We start from the raw sequence: 20,449 nt of genomic DNA on the forward strand, positions 1-20,449 counted from the left end.
TTTTTAAGTTAACATTCCACCGTCAACGTTTAACGTTTGTCCGGTAATGTATGCTGACATTTCACTTCCTAAGAATACGCAAGCATTTGCGATATCTACTGGCTGCCCTCCTCTCTTCATTGGAATTTCTTCTCTCCATCCCTGAACTGTTTTTTCGTCCAAAACAGCAGTCATTTCAGTTTCAATAAATCCAGGAGCAATAGCATTACATCTGATATTTCTTGATCCAAGTTCTAGTGCCACAGATTTTGTAAATCCGATAACTCCAGCTTTAGATGCTGCGTAGTTAGCCTGTCCTGCATTACCTTTTACTCCTACTACAGAAGTCATATTGATAATAGATCCGGATCTTGCCTTCATCATCGGCTTGATTACTGCTTTTGTAAGGTTAAAAACTGAGTCTAAGTTTACTTTGATTACTTTATCCCAATCGTCTTTAGACATTCTCAATAACAGGTTATCTTTTGTAATCCCTGCATTGTTGATCAGAATATCAATCTGTCCGAATTCTGCCATTACATCTTCCACCAATTTCTGAGCAGCATCGTAATCTGATGCGTCAGACTGATATCCCTTAATTTGGGTTACAGAACTTAAAGCTGCTTCTAATTCTTTTGCTTTGTCTACAGAACCAGCGTAGGTAAATGCTACTTTTGCCCCTTGCTGAGCAAACATTTCAGCGATACCTTTACCGATTCCTCTTGTAGCTCCGGTAATTAATGCTACTTTTCCTTCTAATATTTTCATATCTATTGATAATTATTTTCTTTTATAACTCGTTCAGCTTGTGACAGCTGCCTCTTGTTGCTTCTACAATTCCTCTCCGGAATTAAACGGTTTGCAAAGATATTATAAAATGTTATTCAAGCCATTTAAATTGTTAAAATACTGGATTTTTTTGACAATTTTCTGGATATTTATTTAAAGCTGAGCAGCGTTATTTTTAAATCTGGTGAAATAAATAAAATCTGTTTTTTTGCTTTTATCCAGCTTCAGTACTTCTTTCTGCCAAAAATATTTATCATAAATTATTTCTTTAAGCGGTTCATTCTGGAAGTTGGAAACCCCGAATTTACCTTCTTTTTTTACCACAATTTCATTTTCAGCATTCCCAAATGTTATAATATCTTCATAGATAAAGGGTACAATTTCTGTTCCTTTTCCGTCCAGAATACCATAAAAATTGGTTGTATTTCTACAAACCAACGGTTTTGAATAATGATTTAGAATATTAAAATAGTCTATGCCTTCATTTTTGATTTGGCTGATATTTTTCAACTCAGATATCGATTGATCCTCCACAGAAAATCTGTAGTAACGATTCTGCTTTCCAATGATTAAATTATCCGGATAGAACCCTAAAATCTGAACTCCATCACCTACAATATTTTTAAGATCTTTATCAAGGAATTCCTCTTCATTTCCTTTTTTAAGATAAATAAAATCTTTGCCGGAAATCGTAAAACTCTTGATAAAATCATATTCCAAAGGAAGAATCATATTTCCATGAAGATCTACAATACCTGATTTTTTTAGCTTATCATTATAAACACTGAAAAGATTATTCAATAAAGGGTCCAAATACTTAAAAGTCTGTGCATACAGCTTCTTATCTTTCTTATTGAAAACGGTTGTTTTTCCATTTTTTGTAAGATAGATATATTCTTTTTTGCCAAAGTATTCCGGCGTAATATCGTTGAAGATTTCTTCGGTAATAGTATTTTCTTCCGTATCAATCAATCCATATTTCCCTGTGTTTTTATTTTGGGTAATCAGGTAAGGATAGGCATTGATATTGACTATCCTTTTTGAAAACTTATGCAGCGGCTGGCCATTATTTCCAATGATTTCATTCTGATTATCTTCATTAATGATGAGTGCTTTATCATTATCGAAGTTATAATCTTCTTTAAATTCGCGGGCGCTGAGCTGTTTTCCATTAAGGTCAAACAGAAACCATTTTTTATCTTTTAAAACAAATAACCTGTTCTTCCCGGAAAAACGAATCTTTTCTGCATAGGGAATGATTTCTTTACCATTAAAATCATATACAGCCTCTCTATCCTGTTTTGTAGAAATAATGCATTCTTCACTCCACCAGGGAGTATTAAACTCATGATCATCCAAAGGAATAATTTCTTTTCCTTTTTCATCTATAACGGCAGATTTTCTACTGTTTCCTTCTTCAGAATAAAGAATAAATCTGTTTTTAAAAATATGTAAAATACCTCCTTTATAAGGAGATTCAAAGGTGATAGTACCCAAAGAATCCACAATTCCCGGCTTCTTATAGCCGGCATCATAGAATGTTCCATATCCCTCAGAATAGGAACTTACCTCCCTCTCTGTCTTTTTAGACAGGATCACTTTCATATATTGGTTAGTCTGTGCTGTACAGACTACAGAACTCAATACAAAAATTAATTTCTTCAAGGAAAATTAAATAGAATTGTTGACAATAAGAACGATCTCTCCTTTTAAAGTTTTACTCTTGGAAAATTCAATTAATTCATTGATTGTTCCACGTTTGGTTTCTTCAAATTTTTTAGAGATCTCACGGCTTAAGCTTGCTTTGGTTTCTTCTCCAAAGAATTCTTTGATCTGCTCAAGTGTAGTATTGATTTTATGAGGACTTTCGTAAAGAACGATAGTCTTTTTTTCTTCTGCAAGCTGCTTCAGCTTTGTTTGTCTGCCTTTCTTTTGTGGTAAAAATCCTGCAAATAAAAATTCGTTATTAGGAAGTCCGGAAACCACTAATGCAGGAATCAGAGCTGTTGCTCCAGGAAGGCAGATCATATCAATATTATTGTCTGCTCCTGCTTTTGCAAGCAAATATCCGGGATCTGAAATACCGGGTGTTCCGGCATCAGTAATAATTGCGATATTCTGGCCGTTTTTAAGGTCTGCAATCACTTTCTCTGTTGCCTGGTGTTCATTGTGCAAATGATAAGATTTCAAAGGCTTGGAGATCTCAAAATGCTTTAAAAGTATTCCGGAAGTTCTGGTGTCTTCGCATAAAATATAGTCTACTTCTTTCAGGACATTTACCGCCCTGAATGTCATATCTTCCAGGTTCCCAACGGGTGTGGGAACAAAATATAGGATTCCGCTCAAAATTATAAGAATTTATTTTCCACCAATATCCAAAGTCTCTGTGCATATTCATCCACCCTATTCCATTTTCTGTCGTAATAAAGATCGCTAAGATATTCTTTGGCTTCTTCCAGAGTTTTGAATTGGTTCAGCTGATATATGGTGTCATTCAGGTCAGACTGGCTTCCTTCGAACAGCATTTTTGAGAAAGCAATTCTGTCATTCAGATCCAGCTTAAACTCTGGCTTCTGCTTGTCTGCTTCCATAAATTGGGTAGGAATATTAGATTTCAGAATACTTCCTGTATCTTCTTTTACTACCGCCGGTTCTTTCTCTTTAGGAAATTCTGTTTCCAGATGATCATCATCAAAAAGTGATTGAACGGCTTTCAATCCTTTGATATTGGCTAATTTTATTTTTTTCTCCTGATGGTATTCTTCTAAATTTTCAAAGCTCTCATCAGAAGGATGTTTATCTGTTTCTTCGGGAACAGGTCTGTCAATTTCAACAATTTTTCTTCTGTCATAAACTTCAGCAAGAATGCTTTCTTCCACCGTTTCTTCTTCGGAATGGTCATTTTTTATCTCACTCAGAATATTTTCTACATTGGAAGTTTCTGTAGCCATTTCTCCTTGTTCTATGGAAATATTGGAAGCTACAAACTGTTCTTCGTTTTCTTCAATCAATATTTCATCATCAAGAGTTTCTGTATCAAAAATACTTGGAATAGTTTCTGTTACAGGAACATTAGTATCATTTACAACAGCAAAATCGGTTTCTTTTTTGGACTCCGCCTCCAAGAATTCTTCTTCCTCTTCTTCAATCTCATTCAACTGGTTGTTAAAAATAACTTCTTCCTCTGTTATCTCATTATGAAACAGGTCTTCATTGAGATCTTCATCAGACTCTGGTGCAGAATCAGCAAGAATTTTTTCTTCATCTACGAAACTCAGAACAGCTCTCTGTTCTTCTGAAATTTCATTTTCATCAATTTCATTCAGCTGATTATTGAAAACTGCCTCTTCTTCAAGAACTTCATGATCAGGAGCCTGCTCCTGGATATTTTCGTCTACAAAGTTTACAATATTTTCATGGAATTCGTTTTCAACAATGTCATTCAACTGGTTATTGAAAACGGCCTCTTCTTCAGATCCGCCCGGGGAAAATTCATTTTCATCAATTTCGTTCAGCTCATTATTAAAAATAGCTTCCTCTTCTGTCACTTCATTTCCTTTATCATGATGATCTGTTTCTCCTGATACAAAAGAGAGGTGCTGATGATCCTGATTTTGTCCCGAATCATCTGCAACGAAATATTCAATATTCTTTTCCAGCAGTTTCAAAAAAGAAATCCTGTTAGCAAGCTCATCTACAAGATCTTGCTTGGAAAGTAATTCGTCTATATTGCTTATTTTGTCCAGATTATCAATGATATTCATGGATTCAAAAAAAATCTTTTCCTTTAAATCTTGGATATTCTGCATAATAAGATTCTTATTAAAATTGCTTACTTTTGATGTTAAAAATATACGGCTAATTTAACAAATGTTTTTAGAAAATACAATTAATCATTCCAAACAAAGTGGTTGGATGGAAGTAATTTGTGGCTCTATGTTTTCGGGGAAAACCGAAGAACTGATCCGTAGATTGCGAAGAGCGGAAATGGCAGGACAGAATGTGGAAATTTTTAAACCAAAAATGGATATACGGTATTCTGAAGAGGATGTAGTGTCTCATAATCAGAATAAAATCCGTAGTACCGCAGTGGAAAATCCTAATGAAATTCTTCTGTTGGCTTCCAATTGTGATGTAGTAGCCATTGATGAAGCTCAGTTTTTCGATGAAAGTATTGTAGATGTTGCCAATCAGCTTGCCAATAGTGGTATCAGAGTGGTCATTGCCGGATTGGATATGGATTTTTTAGGCCGTCCGTTCGGGCCGATGCCTAATCTAATGGCTACGGCAGAGTATGTGACAAAAGTGCATGCTATTTGCAAAAGAACTGGTAATCTTGCCAACTATTCTATGAGAACTTCACAGGGAGATAATCTGGTAGAATTGGGAGAAACTGAAAGCTATGAAGCAGTAAGCCGACGTGTTTTTATTGACGAAGTTCTTTCAAAAAGAAAATAAAAGGGTAAAAGGAAAACAGAAAAATTATAAAATAATTGTCTGTACCAAACCGTTAAGACATATTCACTTAATATAAAATGAAAAGCGAAAACGCTCTATTGTAAAATCTGAAAAAAGAATCAGTTTAAAATAAACGGTTGGTTACTTTTTGCAATTTTACCTTTTTGCAGTTTCGCACAAAATAAAGCAGAAAGGGTACCAATGAACTATACAGTACAACACATTGCAGAGATCGCCAATGCACAGGTCATTGGAGACGGAAATATATTGATCAAAAATATAGCCTACGACAGCAGGATTATTTATTCTACCAAGAATACTGCATTTATAGCAATCAATACTCATAAAAATTCCGGTGAAAAATTTATTGAATCTGCAATCGACAGGGGTATCAATGTCATTATTTCTGAACACCATTATCCGGATTTTGAAAATATAACCTGGATCATTGTTAAAAATTCCGTAGAGTTTCTTCAAAAATTAGCAAAGTATCATTTCGAAAATTCTCACTTACAATCTATCGGAATCACAGGAAGTAATGGTAAAACTATTTTAAAAGAATGGTTGTATCAATGTTTATGGAATGAATTTCCTACGGTAAAAAGTCCTAAAAGTTTCAATTCTCAGATCGGTCTTCCACTCTCTCTTCTTCAGATTAACAACTCCTATCAGCTGGGAATTTTTGAAGTGGGAATTTCAAAACCGCATGAAATGGAAAAGCTTGAAAATATTTTTCATCCTCAAATCGGATTATTGACTCATATTGGAACTGCCCATGCTGCTAACTTTTCTTCCGAAGAAGAATTGATTGATGAAAAAATCATACTTTTTAAAAATTCTGAAGTCATCATTTATAATGGAGACCATTCTTTAGTTGATCAAAAAATTAAAAAATCCTATGCTGATAAAAAATTAATTTCTTACGGTTTTAAAAAAGAGAACCAGGTATTCATCAAAAACAATATTTCTAAAGATGAAAACATTATTGTTGAATATTTTGGCGAAGAAATCAGTTTTCCGGCTCATCAGAGAGACGAAGCGACATTAACCAATGCTATGGCGCTTATCACAGTCCTTAAGGAACTGAATATCGAAAATAAAAAGATCGTTGAAAAAATCAACCTTTTAAAGGCCGTTGAAATGAGGCTTGAAGCAATTGAAGGAATTAAGGGCAATATTGTCATCAATGATTCTTTTAATCTTGACCTCGATTCTTTAAAGACTGCCCTCCAGTTTTTAAATGAATACAACAAATCTAAAAAATCTCTGGTCTTAACAGATATTGTAGGAGTGAATTCCAATGCCAAAGAATTGTACGAAGAAGTTTCTGAACTTGTGAATGAACAGCATTTTGATTCTCTCTTCTTAATCGGTGATGAAATTTCAAAGTTTAGTGAATTATTTAAAGCTAAAACTTATACTTTCATTGACACTAAAGAGTTAATTGAAAGTAAGTATCTTACTGAATTAGAAAATCAGATCATACTGCTGAAAGGAGCCAGAAAATTTGAGATAGAAAGATTAAAAGATATTCTTGAACTCAGAAAACATGATACAGTATTAGAAGTAAACCTTAATGCAATTCTTCATAATATCAATTATCATAAATCTATTCTGAAACCAGGGACAAAAATGATGGCCATGGTAAAAGCCAATGCCTATGGTCTAGGAAGCTATGAGGTTTCAGAATTCCTACAACATCATCACATAGATTACCTTGGGGTGGCATATGTGGATGAAGGTGTAGAACTTCGCAAAAAAGGGATTACAACACCTATTATTGTTATGAACCCTGAGCAGCACAGCTATCAGACTATTATAGAATACAACCTTGAGCCAGAAATTTACAGTTTCAGAGTCCTGGAATTATTCTATGAAGCCGTTCAGAGATCAGGCTATGACAAAAAATACCCTATTCACATCAAGCTGGAAACCGGAATGCATCGTCTTGGTTTCAAAGATTTTGAACTGGATCAGTTAAGTGAAACTTTAAGCCAGAAAAATGTAAAAGTACAAAGTCTATTTAGCCATTTATCTTCTTCGGATATGCCTGAAGAAAAGGAATTCACTTTGAAACAACTGGAGGTCTTCGACAGAAACTCCAGTTACCTTATTGAAAAGTTAGGCTATACTCCTATTCGTCATATTCTGAATTCTGCAGGTATAACAAGTTATAAAGAACATCAGTATGACATGGTGAGAATTGGTATTGGTATGCTTGGAGAATCTGCAGATCCTGAAATTCAGAAACAATTAAGATCTGTTGTAAGCTTTAAAACCGTAATTTCACAGATATCAACCGTTGAAAACGGTGAATCTGTTGGTTACAGCAGAAAGTATAAAGCAGATCACCCTACAAGAATTGCGACTATTCCCGTGGGATATGCAGACGGAATACCAAGGCTGATTGGCAACCAGGTTGGAAATGTAGGGATTAATAAAACATTGGCTCCCATCGTTGGAAATATCTGTATGGATATGATGATGATCAATGTAGACCATATTCCGAATGTAAAAGAAGGTGATACCGTAACTGTTTTCAATGCCAAACCAAGCTTAAAAGAATTCGCAGAATACTGCAAAACGATAACCTATGAAGTATTAACCTCCATTTCGCCGCGGGTGAAACGGATTTATATAAAAGATTAATTATGAGAAAACTCCTGATTCTGCTTTTCATATTCCCAATATTATTGATCCATTCTCAGGTAAAAAAAGATTTGGTGATTCCGAAAAATCCAAAGATAGGACTGTCACTTGCCGGTGGTGGAGCCAAAGGTTTTTCACATGTCGGAGTTCTTAAGGTTTTAGATTCATTGGGAGTGAAAGTGGACTATATCTCCGGAACAAGTATGGGAGCTATCGTGGGCGGATTGTATGCTGCAGGCTATTCCGGAAAGGAAATTGAAAAAATAGTCATGGATACGGATTTCTATTCTCTGATTATGGATCCAAAGTCAAGACAGGAAGCCAGTTTTTTCAATAAATCTGTAGACAAATACCTTTTATCTATTCCGCTTAAAAACGGAAAAATCACACTTCCCTCTTCTATCAGTACCGGACAGAGAAATGTTTATCTCCTGAAAGAACTTTTTAAGAACGTTTCCAATATTGAGGATTTCTCCAAAATGCCAATCCCCTTCCTATGTGTTGCTACCAATCTTGAAAGTGGTAATATGCAGATTTTTGAAAAAGGAGATCTGGTACAGTCTATCATGGCAAGTTCCGCATTTCCTTCTTTAATGGATCCTGTAAAAATTGGTGACAGTATTTATATTGATGGAGCTATGACAGTAAACTATCCCTCAAAGCCTTTGAAGGATAAAGGAATTGACATCGTTATTGGTGTAGACCTTAATCAGGATCTATCAAAAAGAGAAGACTTAAACAATATTATATCCATCCTGAATCAGGTCATTGATTTCGGAATAAAAAAAGATACCAGAAAGCAGTATAAATATACAGACATCAATATAAAACCTAATCTTAAAGGAATGTCTGCTACAAGCTACGATGATAAAAAGAAAATTCTTGACAGCGGTTATGTGGAAGGATTAAAATATACCCAGGTACTAGATCAGCTCCCGAAACGTCCGTTTGACCGTCTCAGACAGCGTATAAACCCTATTTATTCCAATGTATATAAAATAGACAGTATTTCTATTGAAGGAAGTAAGATCTACGGAAAAAACTATACCCTGGGAAAAATGGGACTCCGTCTACCCTCTTTACAGACTTATGGAAGCATTAATAAAATGATTGATAAATTGGTTGCAACCAACAACTATAAATTTATTAATTATGATATCGTTCAGGAGAATGATGCCAACTATCTGAAGCTTTACGTTACAGAAGATGATACCCGTCACTTCTTAAAATTCGGCCTTCATTATGATGAAGTTTTTAAAACAGGGCTTCTTTTGAATTATTCTGCTAAGAGGCTTTTATTCAAAAATTCAAATCTTTCTCTGGATGTCGTTGTGGGAGACCGTTTGAGATATTATCTGAACTATTTTATAGACAACGGATATATTCCCGGATTTGGCCTCTATTCATCCGGAATGAGCTTTGATATAAAGAACGTAGACAACTACGCCGTAGACCGCTGGGAATGGCTCAGAAATGAAGCTTATATACAGTCTGTATGGAAAGATAAATTTGCCATTGGCGGAGGTATCAGCCACGACTATTTCAAAGCAGAAAACAGCAATGGTGACAACAGACGTTACAGTCGCTTTTTAAACCCTTATATCTTCATTAAAACCGATACACAGGATGATAAAGAATTCCCTACAAAAGGAGTTTATTTTGCTGCAGAAGGAAAGGTAATAGATCTTTTAAAATCTGAAGTAGACAAAAGAATCATTCAGATTAAGGCAGATCTTAGGCTTAATATTCCTCTGGGTAAACAATTCACTTACCGTCTGAATTTATTCGGAGGTCTTACCATTGGAGAAAACCTTCCAGCCTATTACCAATTCAGATTAGGTGGAATTTTTGAACAGAATCTGATTAATTTCAAGAGCTTCGGAGGGTTTTATTTTGCCCAGCTTTATACAAATAATGTGATATTGGCATCTAATGATATCCAATTTAAATTTAACAAAAACTATTTTATCAGTGGAAACTTCAGCTTTGCTAACTTATCAAACGATATCAAGTTTGAAGATGCAGTTAAAGTAAATTATAGTTCACTGGGAATAACGGCAGGTTACAAATCTCCTTTCGGGCAGATAAAAGTAAACTTCAGCCATTCACTTAAAAATAACCAAAAAGGTATATTCAGTGTTATTTTAGGACACTGGTTTTAAAAAAAATGATACAGTTCTTTTACGAAAGCTTACCAGAATCGGTAAGTACAGATTACAAAAAATGGCTGGAAGATCTTATTCTTTCAGAAGGAAAAAAACTAGGAGAAATCAATTACATTTTCTGTGATGATGAATACCTTCTTAAGATCAATCAGGATTATTTGCAGCATGATTATTATACAGATATTATCACTTTTGATTATGTAAAAGGCAAGACAATAAGCGCTGAGATTTTCGTATCTTTGCAGCGCATTTCTGATAACGCCTCTACCCTTTCCCGAGATTATGAAGAAGAATTAAGAAGGGTTTTAGCCCATGGTATTTTGCACCTTGCAGGCTATAAAGACAAGACAGAAGAGGAAGAAAAAGAGATGCGGAGAATGGAAGATTTGTACTTAGACAAATACAGGAATTTAAAATTTTAAATTGAACAATCACTTAAAGTCCTATACCTAAAGTACTCTATTCTAGTAACAATATAAGTTTATCTAGAGTGCATTCTTCAAAAATGTTTCACGTGAAACATTGGTTATAAAGATAAGGTTTAAAGCTTAAAACAAGCGAGATAAAAATGATTTCAGAAATATATGATGTAATAGTAGTAGGTGCCGGACACGCAGGTTGTGAAGCCGCTGCCGCAGCAGCCAACCTAGGTTCAAAAACACTACTTGTTACAATGAATATGCAGACCATCGGACAGATGAGTTGCAACCCGGCAATGGGCGGAATCGCAAAAGGACAAATCGTAAGAGAGATTGATGCAATGGGTGGTTATTCCGGAATTGTGGCAGACAAATCTGCTATCCAATTCAAGATGCTAAATCTTTCGAAAGGTCCTGCGATGTGGTCTCCGAGAACCCAAAATGACAGAATGCTTTTTGCCGAAGAATGGCGTTTAGCATTAGAGAATACTCCCAATCTTGATTTCTTTCAGGATATGGTAAAACAACTGATTGTTGAAAATAATAAAGTAACCGGAGTGGTTACTTCTTTAGGAATTGAGATTAAAGCAAAATCCGTAGTTCTTACCAACGGTACTTTTCTTAACGGATTAATTCACGTTGGAGATAAACAATTAGGTGGAGGAAGAATGGGTGAACCAAGAGCATTTGGAATTACAGAACAATTGGTCACTTTAGGTTTCGAAGCAGGAAGAATGAAAACCGGTACTCCACCGAGAGTAGACGGAAGAAGTTTGGATTATTCAAAAATGGAAGAACAGAAAGGAGATGAAAATCCTCAAAAGTTCAGCTATCTTGATACACCAAAACTAACAAAACAACTAAGCTGTCATATTGTATACACCAACGAAACGGTACACGATATTTTAAGAGAAGGTTTTGACAGAAGTCCAATGTTCAATGGAACGATTCAAAGTTTAGGTCCAAGATACTGTCCAAGTATTGAAGATAAAATTAATCGTTTTGCAGAAAGAAACAGACACCAGCTTTTCGTAGAGCCGGAAGGATGGAAAACGGTAGAAATCTATGTAAACGGATTTAGTTCTTCTCTTCCAGAGGATGTACAGATCAAAGCAATGAAACAGATTCCAGGATTTGAAAACGTAAAAGTTTTCCGTCCGGGTTATGCTATTGAATACGATTACTTCCCTCCTACCCAATTAAAACATACCCTGGAAACAAAATTAATTGACAATTTATATTTTGCAGGTCAGATCAATGGAACAACCGGATACGAAGAAGCTGCCGGACAAGGATTAATTGCCGGTATCAATGCACACAACAAAGTTCATGATAAAGGAGACTTTATCTTAAACAGAGATGAAGCATATATTGGAGTATTGATTGACGATCTAATTACCAAAGGAACGGAAGAACCTTATAGAATGTTTACTTCCCGTGCAGAATACAGACTTCTTTTAAGACAGGATAATGCAGATATCAGACTTACTGAAAAAGCATACCAATTAGGACTTGCAAAAGAAGACAGATTAAGAAGAGTAGAAACAAAAATATCTGAAAGTCAATCACTTGAAGAGTTTCTTCGCGAAACTTCTTTAAAACCAGGAGTGATCAACCCTATTCTTGAATCTATTGAGAGTAATCCTGTAGATCAGGCATACAGAGCAGCACAGTTTCTTACCAGACCTAATATAACGTTAGAAAAGCTGGATGAAATTGATTCTATTAAAGAAGTTTCTTCTCAATACAGCGAAGAAGTAAGAGAACAGGCAGAAATCAATATTAAGTATAAAGGATATATTGAGAAAGAAAAAGAAAATGTAGCTAAACTAAACCGTCTGGAAAACATCAAAATTCCTGAAGATTTCGATTATGCAAAGCTTTCAAGCCTTTCTACAGAAGCAAAACAGAAGATGTCTAGCGTACGTCCGAAGACCATTGCGCAAGCAGGAAGAATAAGCGGCGTTTCACCAGCAGATATTAACGTTCTACTGGTTTATTTAGGACGTTAAAAAAAATGTTTCACGTGAAACATTTAAGCATCCAAACATAATAGAATGCAAATATGAAAAGAAAGATCCTATCATTTATTAATTATTTAGGATATAATTTAACAAAAGCAGAGCAAAAGAAAATAATTACAGGAAAATCTGCCTTTAATTATTTAAGCTATCACCCTACTCCCATTGGTAATTACTTTGTACCTAAAGATATACCTAAAGATGCAGTAGCAGAAAAAATGAAACGAGGTTTATTTTATGATGAGAATATAATTCGCATAGCAAAAGAATATATTAAAAAAGATACTATTGCTTTGGATATAGGTTCAAACTATGGACAGATGTCATTGGAATTTTCAAAATATGTAGGTGAAAACGGATCAGTCTATTCATTTGAAGCACAAAAAAAAGTATTTGATATACTAAATTTAAATATTGGTACAAATAATGTAAAAAATATAAAAACCTTTTACAATGCTGTGTATGATGTATCAAATAAAAAAGTAAATTTTCAGGAAATAAATCTTGCAAGATTTTCAAGTCTTGGTTCTTTTGGAATTGACATTAATAATAATAAAAACCCTCAATTAGATACTATTTCAATTGACTCCATAAAATTTGAAAAAAAGATAAGTTTTATGAAAATTGATATACAGGGAGCAGATTTATTTGCACTAAGAGGTGCATTGAATACCATAAAACGGCACAAAATGGCTATTATATTTGAATATGAAGAACAATTTCAACAAAATTTTGGCACTACGTTTCAAGATTATGTAGATCTGGTTAACGAAATTGATTATAAATTTGTAAAAACAATTGATAAAATTAATTACCTAATACTTCCAAAATAATGAGAATAAAGGATCATTTTCTTTCCAATGAAATATTTGAAATAAAAGAAACAGAAATCAAAGGAATTTTTAAAACCACCCCTATCCCATCCAATATTTCAAAATATTATGAAAGTGAAGATTACATTTCTCATCATCAGGATTCCGGAAGTCTGAAAGAAAAGCTTTATAAATTCCTTCAGTCTTTCAATCTACAGTACAAAAAAAATATATTGATAGATAGAATAAAAAAAGGATCAAAAGTTCTTGATTACGGATGTGGTGCCGGAGAGTTTGTAAAATATATAGAAAATGATTTTGAAACGTTCGGTTTTGAACCAGATTCAGATGCAAGAAAGGCTGCGGCGAGCAAAATAAATAAAGCTTCCATTTTGGATGATATCAATAAAATTGAAGAAAACAGCTTAGATGCCATTACACTATGGCATGTTTTTGAACACATCGAAAACCAGGATGAAATGCTTAATGCTTTTCACGGGAAATTAAAAGAAAATGGAATTCTTGTTATTGCAGTTCCCAACCCTACTTCTTATGATGCCAAACATTATAAAGAATATTGGGCGGCTTATGATGTACCAAGACATATTTATCATTTTTCTAAAAATGGTATGGAAAATTTAATTTCCAAAAATCCAGATTGGAAAATGAGGAAGATCAAACCTTTGGTGCTGGATTCATACTATATCTCCATGTTGAGCGAAAAATACAAAAAATCTCCCCTATTTTGGGTAAAAGCAGTAATCTACGGAACAATTTCTAACGTAAAGGCGTTATTTTCCAACGAATTTTCAAGTTTGATATACATTATCGAAAAAACATAGAAAGTTGATTTTTGAGCCATTTATGAAGGTCAATTTTTATCATTTTAAGCTTTTAAATATAAAAACTCAGGATTATTTTTTCCTGAGTTTTCTTTTTTTTAATTAAACCTATTTTTAATTCTGCTTCAATTTTATATAATTAAGATTAAAACTTCACAATTTTTATTTTTAATTTCAGAAATATCTCCCCTACCCCATTTTACAAATTAAAAAAAATTAGTCGTTTTTAAATTGACTAACTTAAAGCTTTCCTTCAATATACTATAAGTTCAGTTTTTTAAAAAAAACATCAAAGTAGACTACAAAACGTCAAAAAAACGGTTTTAAAGAATAAATTACCACAGAAACACTACTTATTTTTATTCAAAATGATTCGAGATAGAAATACTCGAAAAAAGATAAAAAGTCAATTTTTAACCTATTTATGAAGGTCAATTTTTAGCATTTTCTTTAAAAAATAGAAATTTAAGATCTTCCTCAAATATATGTTTGATCAATTGAAAAATTAAAAATATCAAGCAACCTTAAAATGTCTTTTATCAATCAAGAAAAACTCCCCTACCCTACTTATATATTTCTTTAAAAATAAATTCAACAGGTCGTGGAAAATAGAATTAACAAAAATTTCTCCGGAGAATTTTAAATGTCAAAGAAATTCAAGGCAAATAAAAATTAACTGTAATCTAAAAATCATAATAAATAGAATCACAAAAAGAAAAAGGTCTAATCATTTTTTAAACCTTCAAAAATAGAAAACAAATACTGACTAAAATTTGTTCTGAAAATTTCTCAGAAAGAAATTTTTTTAAAAAACAATTAAATCAATCATTTTAATACTACTGAATTGATTCTTTTTAATATTTCAATACTTTTATCACGTGAAAATAGCATTAATTTAGATAAAAAAAATAAGTTTAAACATTGATTTACAATTAAATACAATACTATCACAAATATGTGAAATAAATAAAATATTAAAATTATATCCTTACTCTATATAAATGTAAGCTTTAAATACTTTCCAAATAAAAAAATAGAGAGCGCAGTTTAAATCTAACAAAAAAAGAACTAAAACATAAGAGAAGATATCAAATCTATGCCCCAAGAATTATATTTAAAAAAGGTAACTCTGTCCTTTTTAAACCAGAAAAAAATATTAGAACTTACTTCTCTTTATAATTTTTGTAAAAATCGTACCAATTAACCAGCCTGCATCTTCCAAAATAAAGCTTATAATTGATATAAAAAAGCCTGTTTAGGTTACTTATAAATCCAGAATTTTATGACAAAAAGTAACGTCTTTTACCCTATAAACCTTAAAATAAAACAGGAATAAAATCTCCCGGAATTCTAAATTCAAAAAGCGAATATCCTGATAATAGGTTTACTGAAAATATAAGTATCTGAAAGATAATATACCCCAACTATATATAACTTTTAGTTATATCTAAAATACATTAAAAACTCCCATCAATAAAGGATTTTATTAAATTTATAGGTGGAAAAAAGCCTGCTAATATAATTAGCAGGCTTCAAAATATTTCTTTTATATCTATTAATTGTTGATTGCAGCTACTCCTGGTAACTCAAGTCCTTCAAGACTTTCAAGCATTGCTCCACCACCGGTAGACACATAACTTACCTGATCAGCATATCCGAATTGCTTAACGAAAGCAACACTGTCTCCTCCTCCTACTAAAGAGAAAGCTCCTAGTCTTGTTGCTTCAGCAATACTCTCTCCCAAAGCAACAGTTCCACCAGCAAAGTTTGACATTTCAAAAACTCCGATTGGGCCATTCCAAAGAATTGTTCTTGAATTTAACAATACATCATTGAACTGATCTCTTGATTTGTGACCTGCATCAAGTCCCATCCATCCTTCAGGGATTGCATAGATATCAACTTCTTTTCTCTCCACATCATTACTAAAGCTTTCAGCAATGATTGCATCAGACGGAAGATATACTTTTACTTTATGCTCCTTTGCTTTTCCTAAAATCTCAAGAGCTAAAGGAATTTTATCTTCTTCTACCAAAGAATTACCAATTTTCCCTCCAAGAGCCTTAATAAAGGTAAATGCCATACCTCCTCCGATAATCAGATTATCTACTGCAGGAAGAATATTTTCTATAATGGTAATTTTAGTTGAAACTTTAGACCCCCCCAGAATAGCTGTAACAGGTCTTTCGCCACTTTTTAATACTTTATCAATAGCTTGAAGCTCTTTAGCCATCAGTAAACCGAAATATTTAGTTGATGGAAAGTATTGAGCAATTACTGCTGTGGAAGCATGAGCTCTGTGAGCTGTACCAAATGCATCGTTTACATAAGCATCTCCAAGCTTAGAAAGTTTCTCAGCGAATGCAGCATCTCCTTTTTCTTCTTCATTATGAAAACGTACATTTTCCAATAATAAGATTTCCCCTGGCTTCAGATCTGCAGCAGCCTGCTCTGCTTTCTCACCGATACACTCATCTACAAACTTTACTTCACGTCCTAAAACGGAAGAAACTTCGCCAAGAATATGTTGAAGAGAAAATTCATCTTTCACTTCTCCTTTTGGTCTTCCAAGGTGTGTAATTAAGATGACAGAACCACCATCATTAAGGATCTTTTCCACTGTTGGTTTCACAGCAACAATTCTTGTATTGTCTGTCACCTTCAGCTGATCGTCCTGAGGAACATTGAAGTCCACTCTTACCAGAGCCTTCTTGTCTTTAAAATTGAAATCATTGATTGTTTTCATACGTAGATCTATTTTTTTCCAAGTCTTATGAAATCTCTTGAGCCAGATTCCTGATTGCATTTCCGCAAATCCCGGCAGGTTAATTTCATGCAACTCATTGAATTTTCGTTTCACAAATGTAAGGTTTTAAACTTTTTCAACACTTTGATTAAAATAAAAGTTTTCAAAAACTTTCCCCGAACCCAATCACCCACTAATCAACAATTTTTTCTCTTTTAAAAAAAAGAATAATGTAGTTGTTGTTGAGTGTTGTTAGTTTCGGGGATAAGTTTTAAGCTAATAATTGATAACACTCAACTTTTACTAAACTCATATTTAACTCACAATATAAATCCTTGTAAACCCGCTATTTCACATACTTATTAACAAATGTTGGTAACTTTGAAGAGAAATCATTATTAGTTATTTTATTATGGAAAAAGCTGGGGATAGCTGAAGAAAACATCTGGAAAGTTGTGGTAAAAAATTGAGGAAAGAATTTCTATTACGAAATAAATTGGTCTTTAAAAATAGAAAGTTGATAAAAGTTTTCCACACTTATTAACATAGCTTTTCACAATTAACTCAGGGTTTACTAACACGAATTGTTATTATTCTTACCTTTGTAAGGAAATAGAATCTAATAAAGCTTAATAAGAGTATTATGAAAAGAAAAATTGCTATCGCAGCGGACCATGCAGGCTATGAATATAAGGAGATTGTTAAGAACTACCTTTCAGAACGTTTTGAAGTTCAGGATTTTGGCACGTTTTCCACAAACAGTGTGGATTATCCGGACTTTGTACACCCTGCTGCAACCTCTGTGGAAAACGGAGAAAATGAGCTGGGAATTCTGATCTGTGGAAGCGGAAACGGGGTTCAGATCACTGCGAACAAACACCAGAAAATAAGATGTGCATTATGCTGGATGCCGGAAATTGCAACACTGGCAAGACAACATAATGATGCCAACATGATTTCAATGCCTGCAAGATTTATCTCAAAAGAACTGGCGATTGAAATTGTAGATAAATTTCTTTCAACAGACTTCGAAGGTGGAAGACACCAGAACAGAGTTGACAAAATTGCAGTTTGCTAAATATAATAAGGCTTGTAAATCATATTACAAGCCTTATTTATTTTTTATTCGTACATTTGCAGTGTCCAATAGAAATTACACTCTATTATTCTCCAAAGCCTTTCTTATATTTGAAATATATTTAATAGAAGGTTTTTCTCTTTTCTTCTCAAGAATTGTATTAAATTTATACAAAACTAAAGCTCCCGTTCTAAGTAAACTGAAAGATAATTTCTGATGATGTACGGAAAGAATCTAATGATGAAATTGAATAACCTATATAAAGGAATGAATGGGGAAAGATTTAGGAAAAGGTTTTATTTGAAATAAGACCAAAACAATTAAAAAGAAAATTAACATGCCAAAAAAAAGAAAATATATAAGTCATAAAAATGATTTAAAAATGATGGAGATCGGAAGATTGATTCTCCGTTTTATGAATGCAAATTCATCCAAAATTTATAATTATAAGCAGATCGCTGATGGAATAGATTACAAAAATCCAAGACAAAGGGAACTTGTTATCCAGGCACTGCATAAACTTCAGGGATCTGAAAAGATCAAAGAAGTAGAAAAAGGAAAATATATCGTGAACCTGAAAATTGCAGGAACGCTTACCGGAATTATTGATTTCAACCAAAGTGGGAATGCTTATGTAAAAGTGGAAGGATTGGAAGATGATGTCTTCGTTCATGCCAAAAATGTGAAGGATGCCCTGCAGGGAGATAAGGTTCTTATTATAACTTATCATTATAAAGGAAAGAAATTAGAAGGCTCCGTTTTGGAGGTTTTGGAACGTAACAGAACTGAATTTGTAGGAACATTTCAGAAGGTTGCTCATAAAGAATTTGGGTTTGTTGTATGTGATAAAAAATCAATCAACACAGATATCTTTATTCCGAAAGGAAAATTCAGCACCGCGGAAGATGGAGATAAGGTCATTGTAAAAATGACAGAATGGAGACCAGGAGATAAAAACCCGGAAGGTGAAATCATTCAGGTACTGGGTGCACCGGGAGAACATGAAACGGAAATTCACTCTATTCTTGCAGAATATGGTCTACCTTATGAATTTCCATCAGAAGTGGAAGCAGATGCAGATAAAATCGACAGAAGTATTACGGATGAAGAGGTTACAAAGCGTTGGGATATGCGTAACATCTGTACATTTACCATTGACCCTAAGGATGCGAAAGATTTTGATGATGCTTTATCGATAAGAAAACTGGAAAATGGAAACTGGGAAATCGGGGTTCATATTGCAGATGTATCTCATTATGTAGTTCCGGGAACAATCCTGGATGATGAAGCTTATAAGAGAGCAACTTCGGTATATCTTGTAGACAGGGTGGTACCGATGCTTCCGGAAGTTTTGAGTAATGATGTATGTTCTCTTCGTCCAAACGAAGATAAATATACCTTTTCTGCTGTTTTTGAACTGAATGATAATGCAGAAATTCAGAAACAGTGGTTTGGAAGAACGGTTATCCATTCAGACAGAAGATTTACCTATGAGGAAGCTCAGGAACGTATCGAATCCGGGCAGGGAGATCTTGCGGAAGAAATCAATACACTTGATAAGTTAGCTAAAATTTTGCGTCATGAACGTATCAGAAAAGGAGCCATTACTTTCGACAGAAGCGAAGTAAGATTCAATCTTGATGAAAATAATGAGCCGATTGGTGTTTACTTTAAAATAAGCAAAGACTCCAATCACCTGATCGAAGAATTCATGCTTTTGGCCAATAAAAAAGTATCGGAATTTGTATCTCTTTCAAGAAAAGGTGAGATCACCAACAATACATTTATTTACAGGGTTCACGATGATCCGGATCCTGCAAAATTAGAATCATTGAGAGATTTTGTAGCAACTTTTGGATATAAAATGAATCTTGCCAATACCAAAAAGGTAGCAGAATCTTTGAATAAACTTCTTCATGATGTAAAAGGAAAAGGGGAAGAGAATATGATTGAAACTCTTGCGATGAGAAGTATGAGTAAAGCAGTATATTCTACAGAACCGATTGGCCACTACGGTCTTGGTTTTGAATATTACAGCCACTTTACCTCTCCTATCCGTCGTTATCCGGATTTATTGGCACACCGTCTTCTTCAGCATTATCTGGATGGAGGAAAATCTCCAAACAGAGGTGAGCTTGAAGATAAAGCAAAACACTGCAGCGCCATGGAAAGACTGGCAGCAGATGCGGAAAGAGACTCTATCAAATTTATGCAGGTGAAATTCATGGAAAAACATCTTGGGGAAACTTTCAAAGGAGTGATTTCCGGAGTGGCAGAATTCGGTTTCTGGGTAGAAATTCCTGAAAACGGAGCTGAAGGTCTTATCAAGCTTAGAGATCTTGTAGATGATTCTTATATGTATGACGCAAAAAGTCACGCAGTATACGGAATAAGACACGGAAACAAATACCAACTGGGTGATGAAGTTCAGATCAAAGTTGTGAAAGCTAATCTTATTCAGAAACAACTTGATTTCCAGATTGTGAAGTAA

General features: G+C 33.9%; 14 protein-coding genes. 9 read left to right on the forward strand and 5 right to left on the reverse strand.

The features are described 5' to 3' along the window. Nucleotides 1–3 precede the first annotated feature (3 nt). The 4 genes from fabG to ACM6F9_RS14210 form a co-directional block, all read right to left on the reverse strand. Nucleotides 4–747 (reverse strand): 3-oxoacyl-[acyl-carrier-protein] reductase, encoded by a 744-nt coding sequence (gene fabG / locus ACM6F9_RS14195; protein WP_414846310.1) that lies wholly within the window; start codon nt 745–747, stop codon nt 4–6. Between the two features lie 174 nt (nt 748–921). After that, the gene (locus ACM6F9_RS14200) at nt 922–2,433 is read right to left on the reverse strand and encodes a WG repeat-containing protein (RefSeq protein WP_414846311.1); all 1,512 of its coding nucleotides are present in this window, start codon (nt 2,431–2,433) and stop codon (nt 922–924) included. A gap of 6 nt (nt 2,434–2,439) precedes the next feature. Then, complete coding sequence (gene rsmI / locus ACM6F9_RS14205; protein ID WP_414846312.1) at nt 2,440–3,114, reverse strand: 16S rRNA (cytidine(1402)-2'-O)-methyltransferase; 675 nt, start codon at nt 3,112–3,114, stop codon at nt 2,440–2,442. Nucleotides 3,115–3,116: 2 nt separating this feature from the next. Then, a complete protein-coding gene (locus ACM6F9_RS14210) occupies nt 3,117–4,577 on the reverse strand; it encodes a hypothetical protein (RefSeq protein ID WP_414846313.1) in 1,461 nt (486 codons plus the stop codon). 61 nt (nt 4,578–4,638) lie between these two features. Here ACM6F9_RS14210 and ACM6F9_RS14215 point away from each other — a divergent pair, with 61 nt between their 5' ends. The 7 genes from ACM6F9_RS14215 (at nt 4,639) to ACM6F9_RS14245 (ending at nt 14,134) form a co-directional block, all read left to right on the forward strand. After that, a complete protein-coding gene (locus ACM6F9_RS14215; RefSeq protein ID WP_034694049.1) occupies nt 4,639–5,226 on the forward strand; it encodes a thymidine kinase in 588 nt (195 codons plus the stop codon). A gap of 201 nt (nt 5,227–5,427) precedes the next feature. Next, entirely contained in the window at nt 5,428–7,875 is a 2,448-nt protein-coding gene (locus tag ACM6F9_RS14220) for a bifunctional UDP-N-acetylmuramoyl-tripeptide:D-alanyl-D-alanine ligase/alanine racemase (RefSeq protein ID WP_414846314.1), read from the forward strand. A 2-nt stretch (nt 7,876–7,877) separates the two neighbouring features. Next, the gene (locus ACM6F9_RS14225; RefSeq protein ID WP_414846315.1) at nt 7,878–10,037 is read left to right on the forward strand and encodes a patatin-like phospholipase family protein; all 2,160 of its coding nucleotides are present in this window, start codon (nt 7,878–7,880) and stop codon (nt 10,035–10,037) included. Between the two features lie 5 nt (nt 10,038–10,042). Then, the gene (gene ybeY, locus ACM6F9_RS14230; RefSeq protein ID WP_105704429.1) at nt 10,043–10,462 is read left to right on the forward strand and encodes an rRNA maturation RNase YbeY; all 420 of its coding nucleotides are present in this window, start codon (nt 10,043–10,045) and stop codon (nt 10,460–10,462) included. A gap of 146 nt (nt 10,463–10,608) precedes the next feature. Beyond that, nucleotides 10,609–12,471, forward strand: coding sequence for a tRNA uridine-5-carboxymethylaminomethyl(34) synthesis enzyme MnmG (gene mnmG / locus ACM6F9_RS14235; RefSeq protein WP_414846316.1), 1,863 nt, complete (start codon nt 10,609–10,611; stop codon nt 12,469–12,471). 53 nt (nt 12,472–12,524) lie between these two features. After that, nucleotides 12,525–13,313, forward strand: coding sequence for an FkbM family methyltransferase (locus ACM6F9_RS14240; RefSeq protein ID WP_414846317.1), 789 nt, complete (start codon nt 12,525–12,527; stop codon nt 13,311–13,313). Beyond that, entirely contained in the window at nt 13,313–14,134 is an 822-nt protein-coding gene (locus tag ACM6F9_RS14245) for a class I SAM-dependent methyltransferase (protein ID WP_414846318.1), read from the forward strand. The genes ACM6F9_RS14240 and ACM6F9_RS14245 overlap by 1 nt, the downstream gene beginning before the upstream one ends. Before the next feature lie 1,555 nt (nt 14,135–15,689). Here the strand turns inward: ACM6F9_RS14245 and ACM6F9_RS14250 are convergent. Beyond that, nucleotides 15,690–16,880, reverse strand: coding sequence for a phosphoglycerate kinase (locus ACM6F9_RS14250; RefSeq protein ID WP_414846319.1), 1,191 nt, complete (start codon nt 16,878–16,880; stop codon nt 15,690–15,692). Between the two features lie 643 nt (nt 16,881–17,523). Here ACM6F9_RS14250 and rpiB point away from each other — a divergent pair. Then, nucleotides 17,524–17,958 (forward strand): ribose 5-phosphate isomerase B, encoded by a 435-nt coding sequence (gene rpiB / locus ACM6F9_RS14255; protein ID WP_027372149.1) that lies wholly within the window; start codon nt 17,524–17,526, stop codon nt 17,956–17,958. 337 nt (nt 17,959–18,295) lie between these two features. Further along, nucleotides 18,296–20,449 (forward strand): ribonuclease R, encoded by a 2,154-nt coding sequence (rnr, locus tag ACM6F9_RS14260; protein WP_414846320.1) that lies wholly within the window; start codon nt 18,296–18,298, stop codon nt 20,447–20,449.

Origin of the sequence: Chryseobacterium sp. IT-36CA2 (assembly GCF_949767875.1) — a bacterium.
Lineage (GTDB): Bacteria > Bacteroidota > Bacteroidia > Flavobacteriales > Weeksellaceae > Chryseobacterium.

Bases quoted from the DNA above. Each gene is read 5' to 3' on its own strand.
- fabG (WP_414846310.1), bottom strand. From the start codon at position 747: ATGAAAATATTAGAAGGAAAAGTAGCATTAATTACCGGAGCTACAAGA.
- ACM6F9_RS14210 (WP_414846313.1), bottom strand. From the start codon at position 4,577: ATGCAGAATATCCAAGATTTAAAGGAAAAGATTTTTTTTGAATCCATG.
- ACM6F9_RS14215 (WP_034694049.1), top strand. From the start codon at position 4,639: ATGTTTTTAGAAAATACAATTAATCATTCCAAACAAAGTGGTTGGATG.
- ACM6F9_RS14220 (WP_414846314.1), top strand. From the start codon at position 5,428: ATGAACTATACAGTACAACACATTGCAGAGATCGCCAATGCACAGGTC.
- ACM6F9_RS14225 (WP_414846315.1), top strand. From the start codon at position 7,878: ATGAGAAAACTCCTGATTCTGCTTTTCATATTCCCAATATTATTGATC.
- ybeY (WP_105704429.1), top strand. From the start codon at position 10,043: ATGATACAGTTCTTTTACGAAAGCTTACCAGAATCGGTAAGTACAGAT.
- mnmG (WP_414846316.1), top strand. From the start codon at position 10,609: ATGATTTCAGAAATATATGATGTAATAGTAGTAGGTGCCGGACACGCA.
- ACM6F9_RS14240 (WP_414846317.1), top strand. From the start codon at position 12,525: ATGAAAAGAAAGATCCTATCATTTATTAATTATTTAGGATATAATTTA.
- ACM6F9_RS14245 (WP_414846318.1), top strand. From the start codon at position 13,313: ATGAGAATAAAGGATCATTTTCTTTCCAATGAAATATTTGAAATAAAA.
- ACM6F9_RS14250 (WP_414846319.1), bottom strand. From the start codon at position 16,880: ATGAAAACAATCAATGATTTCAATTTTAAAGACAAGAAGGCTCTGGTA.
- rpiB (WP_027372149.1), top strand. From the start codon at position 17,524: ATGAAAAGAAAAATTGCTATCGCAGCGGACCATGCAGGCTATGAATAT.
- rnr (WP_414846320.1), top strand. From the start codon at position 18,296: ATGCCAAAAAAAAGAAAATATATAAGTCATAAAAATGATTTAAAAATG.